This window comes from Elusimicrobiales bacterium (assembly GCA_041651175.1).
Taxonomy (GTDB): domain Bacteria; phylum Elusimicrobiota; class Elusimicrobia; order Elusimicrobiales; family Elusimicrobiaceae; genus JAQTYB01.
The window spans coordinates 1-21,923 of the sequence record JBAZJT010000029.1; the positions used below are offsets into that span (position 1 = coordinate 1).

General features: G+C 53.8%; 13 protein-coding genes. All 13 read left to right on the forward strand.

Annotation, left to right across the window (positions count from 1 at the left end; all coding sequences use genetic code 11):
* The coding region (locus tag WC421_11030) for an RHS repeat-associated core domain-containing protein (protein MFA5162761.1) at positions 1-2,309 on the forward strand (2,309 nt) is incomplete at its 5' end.
* Positions 2,310-2,326: 17 nt separating this feature from the next.
* Complete coding sequence (locus WC421_11035) at positions 2,327-2,704, forward strand: hypothetical protein (protein MFA5162762.1); 378 nt, start codon at positions 2,327-2,329, stop codon at positions 2,702-2,704.
* A 35-nt stretch (positions 2,705-2,739) separates the two neighbouring features.
* The gene (locus WC421_11040) at positions 2,740-3,390 is read left to right on the forward strand and encodes a hypothetical protein (GenBank protein ID MFA5162763.1); all 651 of its coding nucleotides are present in this window, start codon (positions 2,740-2,742) and stop codon (positions 3,388-3,390) included.
* Positions 3,387-4,145, forward strand: a complete 759-nt coding sequence (locus WC421_11045; protein MFA5162764.1) for a rhodanese-like domain-containing protein — start codon at positions 3,387-3,389, stop codon at positions 4,143-4,145. The genes WC421_11040 and WC421_11045 overlap by 4 nt, the downstream gene beginning before the upstream one ends.
* Complete coding sequence (locus tag WC421_11050; GenBank protein MFA5162765.1) at positions 4,135-10,437, forward strand: IPT/TIG domain-containing protein; 6,303 nt, start codon at positions 4,135-4,137, stop codon at positions 10,435-10,437. The genes WC421_11045 and WC421_11050 overlap by 11 nt, the downstream gene beginning before the upstream one ends.
* Positions 10,438-10,441: 4 nt before the next feature.
* Positions 10,442-11,329 (forward strand): PorV/PorQ family protein, encoded by an 888-nt coding sequence (locus WC421_11055; GenBank protein ID MFA5162766.1) that lies wholly within the window; start codon positions 10,442-10,444, stop codon positions 11,327-11,329.
* Between the two features lie 270 nt (positions 11,330-11,599).
* Complete coding sequence (locus WC421_11060; GenBank protein MFA5162767.1) at positions 11,600-13,144, forward strand: class I SAM-dependent DNA methyltransferase; 1,545 nt, start codon at positions 11,600-11,602, stop codon at positions 13,142-13,144.
* An 82-nt stretch (positions 13,145-13,226) separates the two neighbouring features.
* Positions 13,227-14,057 (forward strand): DNA damage-inducible protein D, encoded by an 831-nt coding sequence (gene dinD / locus WC421_11065; protein ID MFA5162768.1) that lies wholly within the window; start codon positions 13,227-13,229, stop codon positions 14,055-14,057.
* Positions 14,057-15,274, forward strand: a complete 1,218-nt coding sequence (locus tag WC421_11070; protein MFA5162769.1) for a restriction endonuclease subunit S — start codon at positions 14,057-14,059, stop codon at positions 15,272-15,274. The genes dinD and WC421_11070 overlap by 1 nt, the downstream gene beginning before the upstream one ends.
* Entirely contained in the window at positions 15,264-16,760 is a 1,497-nt protein-coding gene (locus WC421_11075; protein ID MFA5162770.1) for a DUF5677 domain-containing protein, read from the forward strand. The genes WC421_11070 and WC421_11075 overlap by 11 nt, the downstream gene beginning before the upstream one ends.
* Positions 16,744-19,884 carry a type I restriction endonuclease subunit R gene (locus tag WC421_11080; protein MFA5162771.1) on the forward strand — a complete coding sequence of 1,047 codons (3,141 nt, stop codon included), beginning with the start codon at positions 16,744-16,746 and terminating at the stop codon, positions 19,882-19,884. The genes WC421_11075 and WC421_11080 overlap by 17 nt, the downstream gene beginning before the upstream one ends.
* Before the next feature lie 21 nt (positions 19,885-19,905).
* Positions 19,906-21,168, forward strand: a complete 1,263-nt coding sequence (locus WC421_11085) for a hypothetical protein (protein ID MFA5162772.1) — start codon at positions 19,906-19,908, stop codon at positions 21,166-21,168.
* 247 nt (positions 21,169-21,415) lie between these two features.
* Positions 21,416-21,796, forward strand: coding sequence for a hypothetical protein (locus WC421_11090; GenBank protein MFA5162773.1), 381 nt, complete (start codon positions 21,416-21,418; stop codon positions 21,794-21,796).
* Positions 21,797-21,923 lie beyond the last annotated feature (127 nt).

Here is a 21,923-nt window from a genome sequence, read left to right on the forward strand (position 1 = left end):
ACCCTTCGTCCGGCAACATCAGCTATTACGCCGACGCGAAGGGCAACACCGCGCATTTTTCGTACGACGGGAACGGCAACCTGTCGCGCATCACCGACGCGGCGGGGCATTCAACCGATATAACCAACAACGCGCGCGGACTGCCGCTGGCGATAACCGGCCCGCTGGGCCATGCTGTAACAATCGGGCGGGACGGCTACGGCAACGCGACATCCGTAACCGACGCGCTGAACCGGGGATCGGCTTTCGCCTATGACATCATAGGCCGCGTAACGCGCATGACCGACCCGGCGGGCAAGGCGGTGGCTTTTACATACAACCCGGACAACACGCCCGGCACGGTTACCGACGCCATCGGCGGCGTAACGCGCTACGGCTACGAGCCGGGCGGTTTTGAGACGGGCGCAAAGCGGCTGACACTGCTGACCGACGCGGCAAACCACGGCACCGCCTTCGCCTACGACGCGCAGGGAAGGCTGGCAACCGTAACCGATCCGTTAAGCCATGCGGCGAGCTACGGCTACGACGCGGCGGGAAGGATCAGCGCGGCGGCCGACGCAAACGGCAACAGTTTCGCATTCGCTTACGATATTCTGGGCCGTCTGACATCCGCCACCGCCCCCGACGGGCAGACAACTTATGCTTACGACCTTGCGGGTAACCTGACAACGGTGGAGGGTCCGCAAACAAAGCTGCAATTCGGCTACGACGCTGCGGGCCGGGTAACAGCAACAAGCGCTCAGGACAAAGCCGCAAACCTGGGCGGCGCGTTCACCTACACATACGACGCCGCCGGGAACCGGCTGGCGATGACGGCCTCCGGCTACACATGGAGCTACAGTTACGACGCGCTGAACCGCCCCGTAACGATAACCGCCCCCGGCGGGACGCAGTTCCAGTTTACCTACGACGCGGCCGGACGGCGCACGCGCATGGACATGGGAACCGCAATCGCTGCGGATTACGTCTACGACGCCGCCAATCAGCTTACCGGAATAACCTACCGCCGGAAAACCGATAACGCGGTAATCGCGCAGGTTGGCTACACATACGACACTGCCGGCAACCGCGCGACCATGGCTGACGATTTCGGTAGCCACAATTTCGGCTACGATGATTTGCACCGCCTGACAAGCGCGGTCCACCCGTCCAGCGGCGCGCTGAGCGTGCAGTCCGAGACCTTCGCCTACGACGCGGTGGGCAACCGCGTGCAGGACGCGGTACGCGCCGGTTACGTCTATGACGCTGCGAACCGACTAAACAGCGATTCGCTCTATACCTACAATTACGACAACAACGGCAACCTGACAACAAAAACGCGCACATCGGACAACGCGCAGACCGCATACATCTACGACGCGCAGAACCGCCTTACGCAAGTAAACCTGCCGTCGGGCTACAGCGAGACGCTCCGTTACGACGCGACAGGCCGGAGAATCGCAAAAACGATAACGCACAACGGCGAGACAATCCGGGCGCAGCACTACATCTACGACGGCGAGGACATCGCATTTGTAACCGACGCCGCCGGCGCGTTGAAAAGCCTGTATACGCACGGCCCCGGCACGGATGAGCCGCTGATGTTGCGCAAGGGAGCAAGCGATTATTATTTGCTGGCGGACGGCCTTGGCAGCATAATCGCCATCGCCGACCAGACGGGGAACATCGCAGAGCGCGTGCAATACCAGGCGTACGGCAAGCCCGTGTTCAGAAACGAGGTAACCGGCAGCACCAGCAGTTGGTCGCAGACGGGCAGCCTATACAGCTACACCGCCCGGGAATGGGACGCCGAAACCGGCCTGTTCTATTACAGAGCAAGATACTACGCCCCCGACACCGGCAGATTCATCCAAAAAGACCCCATAGGCTTCAACGGCGGCGATACTAATTTGTATGCGTATGTTCACAACACCCCCATAAAATCCAAAGATTCGTATGGGTTGACTGACATAGTTTTTAATGCAGGACTTCATTTGCCAGTTATACCCGGACCGGTTGCATTTGGCCCCAATTTTAGTTCGACATATAATTTGAACAAAGAGTCTATTGCAGCAAATCCTGTGGCAACGGAAATTGCGGTTGGTTCTTTTATAGATATGGGTGTAAGTGTAGGATTTGAAAATATAGGAGGGGAGGGGTGCAATGCCGGAATGCTTGCTTTCGGGCTTGGCAGATATGGAGGTGTTCAATTCACGTTGCGTTCAAAACCAGATAAAACGAAGTTTCTATTCAGATATATTTCAGGAATTTCATTTGGTATTGGGCTCGGAGTAGGTTTTCCTGCCCAATATATCAAGCAGTTATGGTAAATCAAGGAGGAGTATAAATGCTGGGTAAACTGATAGAAAATGAAAATTTTATGAGCATTATATTTGGTTACGGTGTAATGATTTATGCCTTGATGTTTAAGGAAGGGCTTTTTAGTGGTAAATTGAATACTAGATTTAGAAAAGTGGTAGCCTTGGAAAAACTATTTTTTGGAACAATAAGCGAATCTGTCATTTCAGAAGCAGATAGCATTTGTTTCAAAATCGCAATTCTTATGTCAATTGCAATAATGCTTAACGGTTTTGTGAGTTTATTTTGGCCTCTCGTGCCAAATATTAGTTTGGCATTTGCGATAGTTGCATTTCCAGGTGTAATGGTGTTTCGAATGGTATACATCCTTTACAGGAAGCAACGTGAACAACTAAGGAAGAATTAAAAGGGGACATTCTAGTGAGACACAGGGTGTTCAATATGTTTGGCTTATTCATCGCGGTACTGTTGACCGCGCCGTATCTTCACGCCCGGATTCTGCCCAAATCCATCACTCCCGAGACGTGCCAGTTGCCTTCCACGGAGGCTCCGTCGGACTGTCCGCGGTGCTACGACGAGGCGTCCGGCGGCGTTTCCGTCAGCGGCGATCCGGCGGTCTATGTCCCCAATTTCGCCGGGCCGGTGGATTTCCGGGTGTTCTACTTCAGCGACAACCAGGACGCCGGCGACATCGGCAGGTCGTGGCGGCATTCGTTTGAATCGTCGGCGCGGGTGTATTCGGCGGCGCGGTTGCTGGCGTCGGCCTCGGTTGCGGGCGGCTGGAGCGACCCGTACTCACCCGGCGCTTTGATGGGCGTCTCCGGCATGGCCATCCCCGCCTCCGACACAGAGACCGTCGCCGTCGTGCGCCCGCCGGACGGGCGGCGGCTGCTGTATTTCCTCAATTCCTCCGGCCAGTGGGTTGCTCCGGCGGGCGAGAGCGCGGTTTTGTCGGTTTCCGGCTCCACCGCGGCGCCGTCGGGGTTTGTGTGGAGCGCGGACGACAGGCTGGTTTATTCCTACGACGGCGCGGGGCGGCTGGTGGAGGGGAGCAGCGTAATCGCAATAGTAGAGGGATTGGCGACATTATGACAAATAGCAGAAAATATACGGCGCTGATAAGCACCGCGGCGACGTTGCTGGTCGGGCCGGTTTTGGTTGCCCGCGCGGCGGAGGTGAAGTATATCTCCTGCGATGAGCTTTCGACGGTTATGTCCGGCGGCGCGGCGACCCCCGTAGTGGCCGATGTGCGTGCGCCGGCGGATTACGGAGCGGGGCATATAAAAGGCGCGGTATCCGCGCCGTTCAACCGAATAACCGCCGCCGGATGGCCGAAAACGGCGGACATTGTTGTTTATTGCGCGGGAGTGGGGTGTCCGCTGAGCGCAAACTGCGCCGCCCTGCTGGAGCGTGCGGGCTACGTGTCGGTCCGCGTACTCAAGGGAGGATATGCCGACTGGAAAGCGCGCGGATATCCTGTCGAAGGGGATAGCGGCGCGGCGGCGCAAAAGGCGGTGTGCGGCGCAATACAGCCTGCGGAGTTGTATGCGATAATCAAATCTTCGCCCGCCGCCGTAACCGTGCTGGATACTCGGCCCGATATAGAATATCGGGCGGGGCATATAGCCGGCGCACGCAACGCGCCGCTTGAGGAGATTTTGAAGGCGTTCCCTGCGGTTCAGCAGGGGAGCGAGATTGTGCTTGCGGACAGGCAGCCGTCGCGGACTCAGCAGGCATGCGAGGCGGCGGCAAAGGCGGGGATTCGGGCGAAGCTGCTTAGCGGCGGCCCTGCGGTGTGGAATGCGCTTGGCTATCCATTAATCACAGGAGCGGGGGATGGAAAATAAAAAATTCTCTATATTAAAGCTGTCTGCATGGCTGGCGCTGTCATGCGCGGCATTGCCGGCGTGGCCGGGAAGCGCTGTGTCCGGGACGGTGTGCGCGGTAGTGAATTTGCAGCTTAACCAGGAGGCCGCGCTGGAACGGGAAGGCTTCATAGCCAAGCTGACGCTGACCAACAGTCTTGGCGATCTGCCGCTGAGCAATCTGCGCATAGATGTCGCCATAACCGATGCGGATGGCAACGCGGCGGACTCGCTGTTTTATTCCCGGGTTACGGATTTGCAGGGAGTGGGCGCGGTGGACGGGACGGGGCTGGTGCAGCCGTCGGCCAGCGCGGCGGTGCAGTGGCTGATAGTGCCTTCGCCAGGGGCGGGCGGCGGGGCGGCAGGCGGGGCAAAATACAATGTAAAGGCGCAGATGACATACAACACCGGCGGCGTCGCGCGGGTTACCACCACTTTCCCGGTTATAATCACGGTCAAGCCGCAGCCGCTTATACGGCTGGAGTATGTGCTTCCGTTCGAGGTATTCGGCGACGAACCGCTGACGCCGGAGGTCGCCGAATCCACAGTTCCGTTCTATCTGGGGGTGCGGGCGGTGAACGCGGGGTCCGGCACGGCGGTGAATTTCAGCATAGATTCGGCGCAGCCGGTCATAATGGATTCCAAGCAGGGACTGCCGGTGAATTTCATGATTGCAAATGCCTGGCTGCCCGGCGGCCAGCCGGCGGACAAGACGCTCAAAATCAACTTCGGCAATATCGCGCCGAATGTCAGCGCAATGGCGGCGTGGAGCATGGTCGCCTCCCTTTCCGGCAGGTTCACCAGTTTCGGCGCAAGCTTCACACACAGCGCCGCGCTGGGTGGGGCGCTGACCTCGCTGATAGACAGCGCCAGCACCTACACGCTTATCAAGGACGTTCTCGCAGACATGCCGGGGCGGGATTCGCAATTTGATTTTCTGATAAACAAAACAACGCCGCGCGAACAGATGGAAATTCTGCTTGCCTCCGGCCAGGATATCCAACCGGAATATGTGATGGAATCGGACCGCGCAGGCCTTTCGCCCGTGACCAACGTGCCGGCGCATCTGAACGGGACGCTTTCCGGTTCCAATGCGGTGCTGCATCTGGTCTATGACGCCGGCGTTTCAACCGGCGTCTGGATTCACGCATCGGTGCCGGCGCCGGCGGGCGGGCAGGCCGATATAGCCTCCGCCATGCGCGCAAACGGAAGCGTGATCAATCCCCGCGACATATGGGTAAGCAGGCATTTTGACAAGGCCTCGCTCTCGTATGTTTACCGGCTGCATATACTGGATTATGTGACGGAAGCCGCCCCGGATTATGCAATAACCTTCAATGCTTCTTTGCTGGATATGCCGCCTTCCGCAGTGGCGGATTTGTCGGCGGATGTGTCCGCCGGGGGCGTTGCGTTGCGCTGGACGGCTTCCGGCGAGGACGGTGCTGCCGGCGCCATTTACAACGGGAAAATAGCGGTGTTCCGCTCCACTGACACGGCGGCGGCGCCGCAGGCCGGCGCGGCGAACGTGGTTATATCCACCACGGTTCAGCCCGGCGCAGCGCAGTATTACGTTTTGGGCGATTTGCTGGGCAATGCCACCCACCAGGCGCAGGTGTGGATGGCCGATGCGAGAGGCAATTACTCCGGTCCGTCCAACAAGGCGGTGTTTTTTACATATGCAAGGCAGCCGTCCGGTGTTGCGGTTTCGTCGGTTGCCGCCACGGGGTTTTTGCTGGAATGGATAAACAGCGCCAATTTGCCGGGCGCGCAATACAGGGTAAAAGTTTCCTCGCAAGCGGGCGATGCGGGGTCGGAAAGCGGCTTTGCGGCCGATATAACTTCGTACACCTGCTCCGGCCTTGCGCCGGATGTTGATTACACGGCGTCGATACAGCCGCGGGATTTGGAAGGCCGCCTGTCGCCTTATTCCGACGCGGCGCATGTAACCACGTTGGCGAATGCTCCGGCTGCGGCGGACGCGCCGATTATAAAGGTGGCGACCGGTTCCGTCGCAATAGCATGGAATGCAAACGGCAATCCGGCCCGGACTTTGTACCTTGTGCAGGCATCCACGACGCCGGATTTCTCCGGGATAGCGGCTTCGGCGTCAGTGAGCGGCTCCTCTGAGGCGCTGGACAATCTCCTGCCGGACAGGATGTATACGGCAAGAGCCGCGGCCATAAACGGCGCAGGAATGCGCAGCGCTTTCGCCACGATTGGCTCCACTGTCACCCTGGCCGCAATGCCGGCTTCGGCTTTGTTTACGGGTGTTTCCAGTGTTACGGCTTCGGTTTCATGGGACTCCGGCGGCAATCCGTACGATACCTTGTATCATCTGGATATTTCCACTTCGCCGGATTTCCTGCCGGTTGCCGGTTCGTCCGATGTTCTGCATGAAGGATTTACGTTTGCGGGTCTGGCGCCCGCCACCACTTATTTCGCACGGGTGAGGGCGGCAAACCGCGCCGGAGTTCCGACGGATTTTGCCGCCGCCATTTCAACAGTAACAGGCAAATCTTACGGTATGACCATAGCTTCGTTCTCGCCGCAATCGGGACCTATAGGGACGGTGTTTACTCTGGCGGGCGGCGGGTTTGGGGCGTATAACGGGTCAAAGACGGTTGTTCTGATAGGCGGGGCGACGGCGCAGCTTTCTTTATGGAACGGGACGACGATACAGGGGACCATTCCCGGCGCGCTTGCGGCGGGGACTTATACCGTGGTCGCCCAGCGGATTTACACCAGCAGCGCGGATGTTTCCAATGCGGTGTCGTTCACCGTTACCACGCCTTCCGTGTACGGGGTGTCGCCGTCGTCGGGACCGATAGGGCAGACTTTTGTTCTGGCCGGCGCGGAATTCGGGCAGTATGCCGGTTCGCTGACGCGCGTTTTGATTGGCGGGGCCACATGCCCGCTTTCTTTGTGGAACGGGACCACCGTGCAGGGGACCATTCCGGGCGCGCTTTCCGCGGGGACTTATCCGGTTGTGCTGGAGCGGCGCACTTCGGACGGCGGGAGCGTGGTTGCCGGCACGGTCGCCTTCACTGTTGTTGCGCCGCGGCTTGATTCGGTGTCGCCCTCTTCGGGGCCGATAGGGATGCCGTTTACGATATCCGGTTCCGGGTTCGGCAGCTATGCGGGCAGCTATACCCGCGTGCTGGTGGGCGGGACCACCGCCGCGCTGTCTTTGTGGAACGACGGGAAGATACAGGGCCGCATTCCGGGGACGCTTGCCGCCGGAAGCTATGCGGTGGCGGTGGAGCGCGCCGCGTCCGACGGCGGACTGGTGCGCTCGTCCACCGCGTCGTTTACGGTAACCGAGCCTGCCATCACGGGGCTTGCGCCGGACAACGGGCCGATAGGCACGGCATTCACGCTGACCGGCCATGATTTCGGGCCTTATGCGGGCGCGAACACTCAGGTGCGCGTCGGCGATAAACTGGCTCCGCTTTCGCTGTGGAACGGGACGACGGTGCAGGGAACCATCCCCGGGCTTGAAGCGGGGCAGTATCCGGTCGTCATAGAAATCGCCAGCGGTGGCGGACTGGTGGCGACCAACACCTATTATTTCACGGTTACCACGCCGGCGGTGGCCGGGATAACGCCCTCCACCGCGCCGATAGGGCAGACATTTATCATAACGGGCAGCGGTTTCGGCGCATATGCGGGAAGTTATACCCGCGTGCTGATAGGCGGCGTAACGGCGCAGCTTTCGCTGTGGAACGGCACGACGATACAAGGCACAATTCCCGGAGCGCTGGCTTCCGGCGCCCGGAGCGTGGTGGTTGAACGCGCGGTTGCGGACGGCATGGTTGCGCGCGCTGTTGCGCCGTCAATAACGGTAGCCGGATTGGAAGTGTATTCGCTGACGCCCTCCACCGCGCCGATAGGACAGCCGTTTACGATTACCGGCGGCAATTTCGGCAGCTACAGCGGCAGCTACACAACGGTGCTGATAGGCGGCGTAACGGCCCAGCTTTCGCTCTGGAACGGCACGACGATACAGGGCGTCATACCCAATATCGCCGCCGGCGCTCAGCCGGTGGTTGTCAGCCGGCGTACCGCCGACGGCGGGCTTGCGGCGTCGGCCACGATGTATCTCAATATCGTCGCGCCGGTCGCATATTCGGTGACGCCGTCCAGCGGTCCCATCGGCCAGCCGTTTACGATTACCGGCGACAATTTCGGCAGCTACAGCGGCAGCTACACGACGGTGCTGATAGGCGGCGTTACCGCGCAGCTTTCATTATGGAACAGCACGACGATACAGGGAACCGTTCCCGGCGCGCTGTATTCCGGGAGCTATCCGGTCGTCGTGCGGCGGACAACGTCCGACGGCGGCGTGGCGGAATCCGCGCCGCTGAGCTTTGCGGTGGCCGGCATCAATGTAAGCACGCTGACGCCGGTCGCCGGGCCGATAGGCAGCGTGTTCACCATAGTCGGCGAGAATTTCGGTTCGTATAACGGCGCGAATACCCGCGTGCTGATAGGCGGGACGACATGCCCGCTCTCGCTCTGGAACGGGACGACGATACAAGGCACTGTTCCCGGACTGTTGCCCGCCGGGCCGCAGCCGGTGGTTGTGGAACGCGCGTCCGGCGGCTATGTCATCCGCAGCGCGACGTCGTATTTTGAAATCACCGTGCCGACGCTGCAAAGCGTCTCGCCCTCCACGGGGCCGATAGGGATGCCGTTCACGCTTGTCGGCGCGAATTTCGGAGCATATAACGGCTCCAACACGCGCGTAAAAATCGGAGGCGTTGTCGCGCCGCTGAGCCTCTGGAACGGGACGACGATTCAGGGCACGGTTCCCGGCAGCCTCGCCGCGGGCGATTACGAGCTTGTGGTGGAGCGTGCCGCATCAGGCGGCGGGTTGCAGGCGTCGGCCACCGCATATTTCGGCGTAATTCTGCCGCAGTTGAATTCCGTGTCGCCGTCCACCGCGCCGGTTGGCGCGCCGTTTGTGCTGACGGGTTCGGGCTTTGGCAATTACTCCGGCGCGAATACGGCGGTGCTGATAAACGGCGCGACACAGCCGCTAAGCCTGTGGACGGATACAAAAATCCAGGGTTCGCTGACTTATTTCACGACGGGGCAGTACCCGGTCGCGGTGAAGCGGCTGGCGTCAGGCGGTGCGGCGCAATCGCAGGAATTGTCCATAGGCGTCATATCGCCAACGATAACCGCGCTGACGCTGGCCACAAACGGCAGCGGCACATCGTTTGTGCTGACGGGAACCGGCTTCGGCCCCTACAACGGCGCGCAAATCAACGGCAAGCCCGCCACCCGCGTAATGCTGGACGCGACAACTGTCTGTTCGCTAAGCGCGTGGACGGATGTTCAGATACGCGGCATTATCCCCGACAGCGCGGCGACCGGCTCGCATATGCTGACGGCGGTGCGCGAGGTTTCGGGCGGATTGCAAAGCTCAAACGGCGCAAGCTACGGTTCGGGAGGGGTTATCATACTCTCCGGCGCGGCAAAAGGCGGAACGCGCGGCGCGGTGGCGGTTTCATACGCCGGCGCCGCTGACCCGAACGCCGGGCTGCCGCTGCCCGCGGAATGGGGCGGGCGGGTGGAATCGTCCAACCGCGCGGCGGTAGACATTGCGCCCGGCGCTATGGCGGAGGATGCATTCATCACAATCGCCACCGCCGCCGTAACGGAAGAAATATCGCGGCAAATGATGCAAAGCGAAGCCAGGGCGCTGATAATGCCGGTCGGCCCGGCGCTGAACTTCGGGCCGGAGGGCATGAAGCTCGCCTCGCCCGCCGCATTGACCGTGCCGTTTGACCGGACGCAAATCCCCTACGGCAAGACGGAGCGCGACCTCGCGCTGTATAACTGGGATGAGGGTTCCGGCTCGTGGATTCTGTCCGAGGCCGAACTTAAAAACGGCAGGCTTGAGGCGAAAACAAGCCATCTCTCGCTGTATCAGCCGATGGTGCAGGGCGTCAACCCGCTGGCCAGCAACGCATTCGCGTTCCGGCAGTTTTATGTGTATCCCAACCCCGCCAAGAACGGCAACACGCCGAAACTGCATCTTGAATGCGGCGTGGGCGACGGCGCGGACATTCGCATCTACGACGTGTCCGGACAGTTGCGCCACAGCGGCCACATGGACGGCGGGCCGAATGTGCTTTTGCCGGAATACGCATACGAGTACGAGTGGAACATGTCCGGCGCGGGCTCCGGCGTGTACACGGCGGTGATTGAAGCGCACAAAGCCGGCGAGACCGTCAAAGCCAAAAAGAAGTTCGCGATAGTGAGGTAACTGTATGCGCAAATTATCAATAGCACTGATGGTTGCCTCCGCGCTCTCGCAGGCGGCGCATGCCGGCACGGCTGGCTCCGCGTTTCTGAAAATCGCCCCAGGCGCGCGCGAGCAGGGCATGGCCGGCGCGGCGACCGCTGTCGCCGGCGGTGCGACGGCGATGTACATCAACCCGGCGGGCATGGCCGGGACCGGCGCGGAGCTTTCCGCCTCGCATGTGGAGCTTGCCCAGGAAAACAAGCTGGAAAATATCGTGCTCGCTCACGACGCTTTCGGCGGAAGACTGGCGTATGGGCTCACATACGTGCATTACGGCGACCTTGAGGGCCGGGACACATCTGGCAACCTGACATCAAATTTCACCGCCTACGACGGCGCGCTGCAACTCGCATACGCGAAAGCATTCGGGAACCTGTCGCTCGGCGCGGCGGTAAAAGCGGTTCGCAACAAGATAGAGGATGAATCCGGCACCGGCGCGGGATTGGACGCGGGCGCGATTTATGATTTCAAAGCATTCAAGCTCGGCGCGGCAATCACCAATATCGGCAAATCGGGAAAGCTTGGCGGCATGGACGAGGACCTGCCGACAACCGCCGCAATCGGCGCATCAACGCTGATAAAATCCGTCCTGATAGCCGCCGACTGCAAGCGCAACATCCCAGAAAACCGCACCATCATCGCCGCCGGTGCGGAAGCGGCCCTAATTGCCGCATTCACGCTCCGCGCAGGCTATCAGAAAGACGCGACGAACACGAACATCCCGTCGGACAACATGAATGGCCTAAACGCGGGTTTCGGTCTCGCAATCGGCAAGCTGACGGTTGATTACGCCTACAGCTCGCAGGGCGAACTCGGCAACAACCACAGATTCACGCTGACCGCGAAATTTTAAGCATTCTGCCACGCGAACTTTTGATATCCGTTGAGCTATTGACTTCTGTATACGTAATGTCCCAAGCGATTGTCCGCAGTAGAAACCTACGAATGCGACTGCACCCGTTTCGGCCCGCCAGAAGAACGCAAGGTCATGGCGCTCGCATGGCTGGGCCCCGCCCAGCAGGAGATGTTTTGAAGTATCTCCCGCATTCTTTAAGCTGCAATTATTAAGCTGAAGTTCACGTCAAAGCCGCCTATTTTTATTACAATTGGGTAGAGGATATTTATGGCAACTGACACCAAGTCTGAACCGTTTGAGAAAGAGCTTTTCAAAATGGCGGATAAGCTCCGCAAAAATATGGACGCCGCCGAGTATAAGCATATTGTGCTTGGCCTTATCTTTTTGAAATATATTTCTGATTCGTTCGAGGAACTTTACGGCAAAATAAAAACCGGCAAGGGCGAATTTGCGGACGCAAACCCTGAGGACAAGGATGAATATCAGGCGGAAAATGTCTTTTTTGTCCCGCAAATAGCGCGGTGGTCATATCTTCATGCCCATGCCAAGCTCCCATCCATCGGCAAAGATGTTGACAACGCGATGGAAGCGATAGAAAAGGAAAACCCCACGCTCAAAGGTATTCTGCCTAAGGTTTACGCCCGACCCAATCTGGACAAAGCCGCGCTTGGCGGGCTGATTGACCTTGTCGGCAATATTGCAATAGGAGATGAAGCCGCCAAGAGTAAAGACATTCTGGGCCGCGTGTATGAGTATTTCCTTGGCGAGTTCGCCAACGCCGAAGGCAAAAAAGGCGGCCAGTTCTACACACCAGAGTCCATAGTCCGCGTCATGGTGGAGATGATAGAGCCATACAAGGGTCGCGTGTTTGACCCCTGCTGCGGCAGCGGCGGAATGTTTGTAATGAGCGAAAAGTTTATTGAAAACCATAAAGGTAAACACGACGACATCTCCATTTACGGGCAAGAAAGCAATCAAACAACCTACCGCCTCTGCCGCATGAACCTTGCCATTCGCGGGATTGACGGCTCGCAGGTTAAATGGAACACCGAAGGCTCGTTCTTGAACGACCAGCACAAAGACCTTAAAGCTGATTTTATCCTTGCCAACCCGCCGTTTAACGACAGCGACTGGTCCGGCCAGCTTTTGCAAAAGGACTCGCGCTGGCAATATGGCCTGCCCCCTGCCTCAAATGCCAACTATGCGTGGCTCCAGCACATGATTTACCACCTTTCCCCACGCGGCGTTATGGCTTGCGTGCTGGCTAACGGCTCGCTTTCCAGCCAGACCAGCGGCGAGGGCGAAATAAGAAAGGCGCTTGTAACTAACGAGCTTGTGGACTGCATAGTGGCCCTGCCAAAGCAGCTTTTTTATAACACCGGCATTCCGGCGTGCATCTGGTTCATCTCCCGCAAGCGTACCGGCAACGGCGACCGCAAACGCACCGGTGAAGTGCTGTTTATCGACGCCAGCGAAGTTGGTTACATGAAAGACCGCACCCACCGGGGCTTCCGCGAGGAAGATATAGCTACGATAGCCGGAACCTACCATGAATGGCGCAAGCGCAACAGCAAATATAAAGACATCAAAGGCTTCTGCAAATCCGCCACGCTTGCCGATATCGAAAAGCATAGTTTTGTCCTGACCCCGGGCCGCTATGTCGGCATCGAGGACGAAGTGGACGACGGCATCCCGTTTGAAACCAAAATCGCCACGCTTACAAAGAAGCTTTCCGAGCAGATGTCGCAGGAAAAAAAGCTGAACGATGAGATAAAAAAACAGCTTTCCAGTATTGGCATCAAGCTGGATTAAGAAGCCGTTCGCAACTACCGAGGAAAACTCGGCGGTTCAATTTAAGGATATCACAATTCGTGATATTCAAAAGAGGTAGTCCATGAACAGTTCAATTAATATTTTCGAGCAAATCAAGAAAATAAACGAATACGGGCAGGAGTTTTGGAGCGCGCGCGATTTATGCAAACTGCTAGGTTATACGGAATACGGCAAATTTTTGCCAGCAATCGAACGCGCCAAAGAGGCCTGCACCAATAGCGGGCAGAATGTTACGCATCATTTCGCCGAGGTGGGCGAAATGATAACCATCGCGACGGGCACGCCGCAGGAAGCGCACCGCGAAATTAAAAACTACAACCTCTCCCGCTATGCCTGCTACCTTATCGCCCAGAACGGCGACCCGCGCAAGGAAGAGATAGCCCTTGCCCAAACTTACTTTGCGATTCAAACACGACGGCAGGAAATGCACGAATTGCAAATAGAAGACAGCAAGCGCGTCCTCCTGCGTGACGAGATGAAGGAGCATAACAAAAACCTCGCCAAAGCCGCAAAGAATGCGGGAGTAAGCAATTATGCCAATTTTCAGGATTATGGCTATATGGGCCTTTATGGCGGTCTGCGGCAAAAAGATATCCACTCGCGCAAAAAGCTCACTCCGAAGGAAGCAATACTCGACCACATGGGCAGCGAAGAATTGGCCGCTAATCTTTTCCGCGCAACGCAAACCGAAGCCAAATTGAGAAGGGAAAACATTTCCGGCCAAGCCAAAGCCATCAACGCGCATTACGATGTTGGCAAGAAGGTCCGCCAGACTATCAAAGATTTGGGCGGCACCATGCCAGAACGCTTGCCCACCCCTGACAACATCAAGGAATCAAAAAAACGCCTGAAACAGTCCGCCAAAAAAGCGTTGCCAGAAAAAGAGCAATAATGCCAAAGCAAGAACGAAAAATTCCAAAAGGCTGGAAAGAAACGACACTGGGGGCGGTGGCGGAGGTCCAGACTGGTCCGTTCGGAAGCCAATTGCATAATGAAGACTATGTCAGCGATGGTATACCTATTATTACGGTGGAAAATCTGATTAACAATTCTATTACGCACACAGCAGATACTCCAATGGTTTCTGTTGATGATAACGCTAGATTGAAAAAATACTCTTTAAAAAAAGGGGACCTCGTTTTTAGCCGGGTAGGTTCTGTCGATAGATGTGGATATGTATCCGCAAAAGAAGATGGTTGGATGTTTTCGGGGCGGTTACTCAGGGTTCGATCATCGGCTTCTTTGCATGACCGCTATACTTTTTATTGGATGACACAAGAGGCTATTAAGGAATTTGTACGCAAAGTTGCCGTTGGTGCGACAATGCCTTCTATAAACACCGAATTGCTTTCACGGGTACCAATTGTTGTCCCACCACTTCCAGAACAGCGGGCGATTGCGGGGGTGTTGTCTTCGCTGGATGACAAGATAGAGCTTTTGCGCGATCAAAACAAAACGCTGGAAGCCATGGTCGCCACTATTTGGCAAAAGATGTTTGTGGGAGATGTAAACCCAAAATGGAAAGAAGGCTCTCTTTTAGATTTGATTGTATTGACTGGCGGTGGCACCCCAAAAACAGATGTTTTGGAATATTGGAATGGAAGCGTTCCTTGGCTTTCGGCAAAGGATATTACCGCAAATCATAAAAACTTCATTTTTCACACAGAAAAAACCATATCAGATTTAGGTTTGGCAAATTGCTCTGCAAAATTATTGCCAAAATATTCAACGGTCATCTCGGCGCGTGGTACGGTGGGCAATTATTGCATTCTATCGTCCCCCATGGCATCCAGCCAATCAAACTACGGTATATTGCCCCTGAGTAGCAACTGCTATTTTTTTACCTACTTTTTGATTGCATTTGTCGTGGCAGAACTGAAATCTGCCGCCTACGGGAGCATTTTTGACACGATAACGACAGAAACATTCCACGCGCATAAAGTACGAATACCAACAAAAGACCAAATAATTTACTTTGAAAAAATCGCAACCCCATTTCTTGAATCCATGCACAACAACACAGCCCAAATCCAAACCCTTTCCACCCTACGCGACACGCTTTTACCCAAACTCATGAAAGGCGAATTGCGAGTTAGCAATGCAAAGTAATAGCTTTAGAAAAAATGAAACGCCATTAAGCAAACATGAACGGAACAAGAAAGTTTTAACTCCACCGTTGCTTAAAATTCCGAAATTAAAAATTAATTCATGGCGCAATGACCGTTTGCCGGAAATGCTTTGGGCTGTTCTTGTGATAGGAAATATTCAAAGAACAGATGCTTTGGAGTTTTTTCGATATATTGCAAAGTTCGTGGATAAACATCCAGATTGTTTTGATGTCAGCATTACAGGTATTGCACAGTTACCGAGTGATAAACGAAGATTATTTATAAAGCACTTTACCAGTTATTCATCTGTGATAAATGACATATTGCGTCCAATGCTATTATTCCCACAGTTGCCCGGTTTTGCTGATTGGAAAAAAGTTTTGCCTGAACCAATACCCGACAAGGACTGGAAACAGTTGGGAATGGGCGTTGCGTTAGCATCGGCTCATCAGACTCAAGAAGCGACGGATTGTAGGTGGATAAGGTTTTTGTGTATGGTCTTTGGCGGAAAAATGCGTTTTCATAAAGATATGGCTGGTAGAGTAGAGGAACTCCTGAAATACCCTAATTTAGGAGACATGACCAGTGTTCGGCCATTTATTAGAAGCACAGAAGCCACCCTGGAAGCAAATTCCCATAACACCTTTATTTGGGCGCCATACTTCTGGGATTATTGTTTTGAACACACACAGCATGGTAAAGATGTTGATTTATTCAAAAAAATTGAAGACCGCAAAAAACACCTTTTCACTGATTATGAACATACGAAAAACAATTACTTCGAGGAAAACGAACTCTTACGGAGAAAGTTGTTTGAACATTTCCTCAAGACTAAGAAATCTTCAGTGCTCGATGCCAGACATGACGCTGCTTTCGGATTATCATTATATGCATTGTCTATGTTTAGCGAAATTGTTTGTTATGGTGCAAACTCCGGCATTCTCGGTCGCCTCGGATTACGTGCGCTTGTTGAGGTATACATAACTTTCGCATATTTACTCAAAAACGAAAAGGACAAGCCGGATATATGGGGAGTTTATAGGGCACATGGCTATGGACAAGCCAAGTTGGTTCATTTGACAGCAAAAGAACTGAAAACAACAATGAACTCCATTGAATTGGATGTGATGGAATACATTGCAGGTGAAGATTTTTTTGGTGAATTTGTCCCAATAAATCTCGGACATTGGGATTCGGGCGATTTGCGCCAAATGGCGGAAGAAGCTGGACTTAAAGATGTGTATCGTAAATATTATGCCTACACTTCCGGTTTTATTCATGGCAATTGGGCGGCTGTACGAGAATCCCAGTACCAAACATGCATGAATCCAACTCATCGGCTTCATTGTATCCCTCATGGGGAATTAAGTTTTTTGCCAAGTGTAACTAATGATGCGGTAGAAATAGTAAACAGCGTTTTTGCATGTCTTTCACTCGCGTATCCTGATATAAGCGTTCGGATAAAAACGTATGACCAGCATATTTGAATCCGACATCGAGAAATTGGTTATTGAGTTCCTGCAAAATCAGGGGTTTGAGTATCTTGCGCCGGAGAAGCAGGAGAAAGAACGCGCCGGGCTTGGCGAAGTTGTCCTCAAGAACCGGCTGCAAGAAGCAATTGACAGGCTTAATCATTCCCTTTCCGAAGAAGCCAAAGAACAGGCGCTACGGCAAGCATTGAACCTGCCCAGCCAGAATTTGATTGATAATAACGAAGCGTTCCACCGGATGCTTACCGAGGGCATAGAGGTTGAGGTAATGGGCGCGGACGGAATCAAGGGCGAAAAAGTCCAGTTGGTTGATTTTTCCACACCGGAGAATAACGAGTTTTTGGTTTGCAATCAGTTCACCGTCACGGAAAACAATATAACCAAACGGCCTGATGTGGTGCTGTTTGTTAACGGCATGCCGCTGTTTGTTATTGAGCTTAAAAATGCCGCGGACGAAAACGCCACCGTCGCAAAGGCGTTTACACAGCTTCAAAATTACAAGGCTGCCATACCATCGCTTTTCTATTACAACGCCGCGCTGGCGGCTTCCGACGGACTGGACGCTAAAGCCGGGACCATATCATCAGACTTCTCGCGGTTCATGGCATGGAAAACCAGCGACGGCATCAAAGAGGACAGGAAAACAGTCCCGCAAATTGAAACTCTAATCAAAGGCATGTTCAGCAAGCGGGTTTTGCTGGACCTTATCCGCCATTTTACCGTGTTTGAAAAAACCAGAAAGGACGACCCCACCACGGGGCTGGCTTCGGTTGTCGTCGTCAAAAAAATTGCCGCGTATCATCAGTATTACGCCGTCAACAAAGCCGTCGCGGAGACTTTGAAAGCCACCGCCGAGCATGGCAACCGCAGGGCCGGGGTGGTCTGGCACACGCAGGGAAGCGGGAAATCGCTTTCAATGGTGTTCTACGCCGGAAAGACGGTGCTGCAACTGGATAACCCGACAATCGTGGTTCTCACCGACCGCAACGATTTGGACGACCAGCTTTTTGACACATTCGCGGGCTGCAAGCAGCTTTTGCGCCAAGACCCGGTGCAATCCCAAAGCCGGGAGCATTTGAAAGAGCTTCTGCATGTTGCAGGCGGCGGGATTGTGTTTACCACCATTCAAAAGTTTTTCCCGGAAGGCGAGGCGGCGGTTTTTGACATGCTCTCCGACCGGAAAAATATTGTTGTCATAGCCGACGAGGCGCACCGCAGCCAGTACGGCTTTGGCGCAAAGACGGTTTATGAAAAGGACGGCTCCGGCGCGCGCACGACTTACGGCTTTGCCAAGTATATGCGGGACGCTTTGCCTCATGCCTCGTTTATCGGATTCACCGGCACGCCGATAGAGAAAGAGGACGCGAACACACGCGCTGTTTTCGGCGATTATGTATCCGTGTATGATATTTCGCGGGCGGTGGAAGACGGCGCAACGGTTAAAATCTATTATGAATCGCGTCTTGCCAAAGTGCATTTGAAACCGGAGCAAGCCGCCACGTTGGATGCGGATGTGGCGACAGTTACCGAAGGCGAGGAAACTACCGCCACCGACCGCGCCAAGGCCAAATGGGCGCAGCTGGAAGCGATTGTGGGACATCAAGACCGGCTGCGTGTGCTTGCGGCGGACATGGTGGATCATTTTGAGAAGCGGCGAAATGCAATGGACGGCAAGGGTATGATTGTCTGCATGAGCCGCAGGATTGCCGTTGAGCTTTACGAGCAGATTATCAAACTGCGGCCCGACTGGCAGGATAAGGACTTAAAGAAGGGCTCAATAAAAGTTGTGATGACATCTTCCTCGTCCGACCCGGAAAGCTGGCAAAAACACAGCACCACCAAACAGGACCGCAAAGCTATCAGTGAACGGTTCAAAAATGTAAACGATGAGCTGAAGCTGGTTATTGTGCGCGATATGTGGCTGACCGGTTTTGATGTGCCTTGTCTGCATACCATGTATCTGGACAAGCCAATGCGCGGGCATACCCTGATGCAGGCCATAGCGCGCGTAAACCGCGTTTTCAAGGATAAGCCCGGCGGTTTGATTGTGGATTATATCGGCATAGCTACTGATCTTAAATCCGCGCTGAGCAACTACACGGAGAATGGCGGCAAGGGCAAGCCAACACTTGACCAGGAAGAAGCGGTAAAAGTCCTGCTTGAGAAAATGGAAATAGTCGAGCAGATGTATGATGGGTTCGACTACCGGAAATACTTTTCCGCCGACACGCGCCAGAAATTGCAGGTTATCCTTGAGGCACAGGAGCATATACTTGGGCTTAAGGACGGCAAGAACAGGTATATAAAGCAGGTGGTGCTTCTGTCGCAATCATTTGCGCTCTCCGTTCCCCATAAAAAAGCACTGGAGATTGCCGACGATGTGGGCTTTTTCCAAGCGGTAAAAGCCCGGCTGACGAAATTTGAACCCGCAGGAACTGGCAAGACGGACGTTGAAATTGAGACGGCTATACGGCAAATTGTGGACAAAGCCGTGGTTTCGGAAGGGATTATTGACGTGTTCGACGCGGCGGGCATCAAGAAGCCGGATATCTCCATTTTGTCCGATGAGTTCCTGGCTGAAATACGGGCGATGGAGCATAAAAATCTGGCTCTGGAATTGCTCAAAAAACTGCTGAACGATGCTGTGCGCGCGCGCATGAAAAAGAACCTGACGCAGAGCAAGAAATTTTCCGAGATGCTGGAAAATGCCATCAGGAAATACCAGAACAATTTGCTCACCACGGCACAGGTCATAGAGGAGTTGATTACCATTGCGCGGGATGTGCGCGAATCGGACAAGCGCGGCGACGCGCTCAATCTCTCTGAACAGGAAGTGGCGTTTTACGACGCACTGGCTGACAACAAAAGCGCAAAACAGGTGCTGGGTGATAAAAAGTTGGCGATAATAGCTGTCGAGGTGCTGAAAAGCGTCAGAGGCAATGCGACAATAGACTGGACGCTGAAAGACAGCGTGCGTGCCCGCCTCCGCCGCGACGTCAAACGGATTCTCAACCGATACGGTTATCCTCCAGACGAGCAACTCGCCGCCACCGATAACGTCCTAAAGCAGGCCGAAATCATGGCGGATGAACTAGGCGAACAGATGAAGGATTTTATTTGATTTTTAGCGGAAGCATTACGCATGAACACAGAGAAAGAAAATAGTCATCGCCCACCCATGCGCCAGATGGACTGGTTTTTGAACTATTGTATGAGCTTTGCCTGCACGATAGCGCATGCATGTTCATTGCTTGATTTTAGGCTACCCGAGTATATTCGTGGCATCTCAGAGATAGCAAAACCGTCAAAACTAAACCCTGACTTTGAACAAGCCCTTGAACGCGAGCTTGGGGATGCCAGCCAGGATACCGATATAGAAACTCCTATTATTTTTGTATTGGGTGAATGGGGCTCTGGCAAAACATTTCAACTGCTTAGTTATCGGAACAAATCTGCAAAGAATGGTGTTAATATTGAGTATTGCTCATTTTGGGGTGTGCATACTGTTCAAGAAGCTCTACTGCATACGATTCCACCCCGAAAACGATTATCCGCCTTCGTACTACTGCTGGCACTCTTACTTGCGAGTTATCTGTCTGGCATAACTCAAGCACTTTTGAGTTCCAATCTGACAATTTTGTCAATTGCGCTTACTTTGTTTTTTGCCATATTATTAATTTCAGCTCGGTGGAAAATTATTTATACGGTAATGGCAATGTTTACGACAAAATTAGATGTCGTCGGGCAACAGCGCATTGTTGTTTTAGACGACCTTGAGCGTAGCGGTCTCAATCAAAGCGAACAATGGCGATTGTTGTTGAGCCTATGGAAATGTAATACCCAATACATTATCCCCATCGGTTACGGTATGGGCCAATCCGATTATGAATGGCGTGATATGGCAGCAAAACTCCATGGGAAGGTTATTGAATTGCCTGTTTCCAACGCCGCGAAATTTGAGCTTTTGAAAAAAGAAGGGCCTAAATTTTTATATAGATATGAAGGCTGGATAGATTATTTAACGCCAAGGGATATTATAGCCATCGTTCAACGGTGGTATGAATTTCAAGATGGTTGGCAAATTCCTCTACTGCCTGAGATTTTAGCCATAAAACTTATCCGAGATAAACTTTTTGACAAACTTGGAATATCTATGGAAAGACGAGAAACAATATCCGCAGCATCTTACGGATTTGATATTCGTCTTGGTGGACCTGATTTTACCACAACTGAAAAGCATCACTTCAACACTGCCTCTGTGGCATTGTTTTCCAGTCTAGGTGATGATGTGAGGAAAGAAATATCTGTTTGCTTGGCTCAAGCCAACTTGGCACAAATTCTTATATGGTGTAAGCCAGAAGAGGCTGTTAAATTGCTACAAAATCACCAACTCCCAAGGGGATAGAACTATGAAATTCAAATCAAAGAATTTAGTCTGCCAGTATTTGGAAAACGTGTCCCGGCGGAAAGTGTTGGAGGAATTTTTATGAACTTTCAAGTTTACGATAACCATTCATGAATATGCCAAATCCATCAGAAGCCATAACACTAGAAAAAGATTTTACCGCTCTTGTGTGTTTCGCCGCCCACGCCCGCATAAACAAGCTTTCCCAATCCATCCTCTCCAAAGCCTTCCGAGGGGAACTTTCTGTATGACAGATATATTAGAGTTACCACCCCCACCGCAAGATCTAATTGACAAAGCAAAAGGGGATAAATTTGTTGTTTTTTTTGGAGCTGGTGTTTCTAGACTCGTTGGGTATCCGACATGGCAAGGCTGGGCATTGAAATGCCTGGATAAAATCTGGAACTATACGCAAGAGAAGAGGTTGCCTGTAATCACTTACTACCAATATGAGCGCCTTAAGTACTTCAAACCACGGCAGCTTTTATCTATTTGCATGTCATTATGTAGAACGCACAAGCTATCGTTACATCCAGTGGAAGTTTTTCAGCCAGATACAGCTAAGTGTCAACATGTCTACGACTTCCTTGTGGCTTTGAAAGCTATTTATGTGACGACTAATTATTGACTGTAAAGTTGCAGGCAAATTTGACCCGGAAGTTGCAGTGAATTTTGACCCTCCCGAACCCAAAAGTTACCCTGTCTGGGAAAATGCTAATTTCGGACAGGAGGGAGGGGATGATGAGCGTCAAACA